The sequence below is a fragment of the Chromohalobacter sp. HP20-39 genome (assembly GCF_033052815.1).
Taxonomy (GTDB): Bacteria; Pseudomonadota; Gammaproteobacteria; order Pseudomonadales; family Halomonadaceae; genus Chromohalobacter.
On the sequence record NZ_JAWHTP010000017.1, the window covers coordinates 1 to 3,238 of the forward strand.

Here is a 3,238-nt window from a genome sequence, read left to right on the forward strand (position 1 = left end):
AATGCTCTTTAACAATGTGGAATAAGCTGACAAAGCAAGACGATACGTCTCAAGCGTATCCGGCAAAATCGTGTTCGTCGCCCGACCAGTCCCTTTGGGGTTATATGGTCAAGCGATGAAGCGCATACGGTGGATGCCTAGGCAGCCAGAGGCGATGAAAGACGTTGTAGCCTGCGATAAGGCTCGGTGAGGTGGCAAACAACCGACGACCCGGGCATTTCTGAATGGGGAAACCCACCCAGCACAAGCTGGGTATCCCACCCTGAATTCATAGGGGTTGGGAGGCGAACCGGGGGAACTGAAACATCTAAGTACCCCGAGGAAAAGAAATCAACCGAGATTCCCTAAGTAGCGGCGAGCGAACGGGGACTAGCCCTTAAGTCAATGCACGGTTAGGTGAACGGCCTGGAAAGGCCGGCCATAGTGGGTGATAGCCCCGTAACCGAAAACCCGCATTGGTGAAATCGAGTAGGTCGGGGCACGTGAAACCTTGACTGAAGACGGGGGGACCATCCTCCAAGGCTAAATACTCCTGGCTGACCGATAGTGAACCAGTACCGTGAGGGAAAGGCGAAAAGAACCCCGGCGAGGGGAGTGAAATAGATCCTGAAACCGTATGCGTACAAGCAGTGGGAGCACCCTTAGGGGTGTGACCGCGTACCTTTTGTATAATGGGTCAGCGACTTATATTCAGTGGCGAGCTTAACCGATTAGGGGAGGCGTAGGGAAACCGAGTCTTAACAGGGCGCGCAGTCGCTGGATATAGACCCGAAACCGGGCGATCTATCCATGGCCAGAGTGAAGGTCAGGTAACACTGACTGGAGGCTCGAACCCAAGTATGTTGAAAAATGCTGGGATGAGCTGTGGATCGGAGTGAAAGGCTAATCAAGCCCGGAGATAGCTGGTTCTCCTCGAAAGCTATTTAGGTAGCGCCTCACGTATCACCGTCGGGGGTAGAGCACTGTTTCGGCTAGGGGGCCATCCCGGCTTACCAACCCGAGGCAAACTCCGAATACCGATGAGTGCAGCGTGGGAGACACACAGCGGGTGCTAACGTCCGTTGTGAAAAGGGAAACAACCCAGACCGTCAGCTAAGGCCCCCAAATTCTGGTTAAGTGGGAAACGATGTGGGAAGGCTTAGACAGCTAGGAGGTTGGCTTAGAAGCAGCCATCCTTTAAAGAAAGCGTAATAGCTCACTAGTCGAGTCGGCCTGCGCGGAAGATGTAACGGGGCTCAAACCAGATGCCGAAGCTACGGGCTCATCCTCAGGGTGAGCGGTAGAGGAGCGTCGTGTAAGTCGGTGAAGGTGGATTGAGAAGTCCGCTGGAGATATCACGAGTGCGAATGCTGACATGAGTAACGATAATGCGGGTGAAAACCCCGCACGCCGGAAGACCCAGGGTTTCTGTTCGACGTCAATCGGAGCAGAGTGAGTCGGCCCCTAAGGCGAGGCCGAAAGGCGTAGTCGATGGGAAACGGGTTAATATTCCCGTACCGGATGTGGTTGCGAAGGGGGGACGAAGAAGGCTAGGTGAGCCAGGCGTTGGTAGCCCTGGTGAAAGTGTGTAGGCAAGTGACTCAGGTAAATCCGGGTCGCTCTTTCAAAGAGAATGCCGAGACACGAGACGAACAGCCCACGGGCTGGAAGTCACTGATGCCACGCTTCCAGGAAAAGCCTCTAAGCATCAGATCACATGCGACCGTACCCCAAACCGACACAGGTGGTCAGGGTGAGAATCCCAAGGCGCTTGAGAGAACTCGGGTGAAGGAACTAGGCAAAATGGCACCGTAACTTCGGGAGAAGGTGCGCCGGTGGTGGTGACGGCCCTCGCGGCCCGAGCTGCCACCGGTCGAAGATACCAGGTGGCTGCAACTGTTTATTAAAAACACAGCACTCTGCTAACGCGTAAGCGGACGTATAGGGTGTGACGCCTGCCCGGTGCCGGAAGGTTAATTGATGGCGTTAGCTCCGGCGAAGCGCTTGATCGAAGCCCCGGTAAACGGCGGCCGTAACTATAACGGTCCTAAGGTAGCGAAATTCCTTGTCGGGTAAGTTCCGACCTGCACGAATGGCGTAATGATGGCCACGCTGTCTCCACCCGAGACTCAGTGAAATTGAAATCGCCGTGAAGATGCGGTGTCCCCGCGGCTAGACGGAAAGACCCCGTGAACCTTTACTATAGCTTCACACTGGATGCTGATGTTGCTTGTGTAGGATAGCTGGGAGGCTTGGAACCCGGGACGCCAGTCCCGGGGGAGCCGACCTTGAAATACCAGCCTGGCATCATTGGCGTTCTAACTTGGGCCCGTTATCCGGGTCGAGGACCGTGTGTGGTGGGTAGTTTGACTGGGGCGGTCTCCTCCCAAAGCGTAACGGAGGAGCACGAAGGTACCCTCAGCACGGTTGGAAATCGTGCATTGAGTGCAAGAGCATAAGGGTGCTTGACTGCGAGACAGACACGTCGAGCAGGTACGAAAGTAGGTTCTAGTGATCCGGTGGTTCTGTATGGAAGGGCCATCGCTCAACGGATAAAAGGTACTCCGGGGATAACAGGCTGATACCGCCCAAGAGTTCACATCGACGGCGGTGTTTGGCACCTCGATGTCGGCTCATCACATCCTGGGGCTGAAGTCGGTCCCAAGGGTATGGCTGTTCGCCATTTAAAGTGGTACGCGAGCTGGGTTTAGAACGTCGTGAGACAGTTCGGTCCCTATCTGCCGTGGGCGTTGGAGATTTGAGAAGGGCTGCTCCTAGTACGAGAGGACCGGAGTGGACGCACCTCTGGTGTTCCGGTTGTCACGCCAGTGGCATTGCCGGGTAGCTATGTGCGGACGGGATAACCGCTGAAAGCATCTAAGCGGGAAGCCCCCTTCAAGATGAGATCTCCCCGAGGCCTCGAGCCTCCTGAAGGGCCCAGCGAGACCAGCTGGTTGATAGGCACGGTGTGGAAGCGCTGCAAGGCGTTGAGCTAACGTGTACTAATGGCCCGTGAGGCTTGACCATATAACACCCAAGGGGTCTGGTGACGAACACAGCCCCGGATACGCGAGACGTAGCGTGTCAGCTTATTCCCGATTGCGTTGTGGCCCGGACGGGCCATGACACCAGTTCCGCCTGACGACCATAGCGAGCGGGTCCCACCTGACCCCATGCCGAACTCAGCAGTGAAACCGCTCAGCGCCGATGGTAGTGTGGGGCCTCCCCATGCGAGAGTAGGTCATCGTCAGGCATTTAT

The 3,238-nt window shown here is 56.0% G+C and carries 2 rRNA genes; both read left to right on the forward strand.

Annotation, left to right across the window (positions count from 1 at the left end):
- The first annotated feature begins 106 nt into the window (after positions 1–106).
- Positions 107–3,006, forward strand: a 23S ribosomal RNA gene (locus tag RVY79_RS16525).
- Between the two features lie 110 nt (positions 3,007–3,116).
- Positions 3,117–3,232, forward strand: a 5S ribosomal RNA gene (gene rrf / locus RVY79_RS16530).
- The last annotated feature ends 6 nt before the right edge of the window (positions 3,233–3,238 follow it).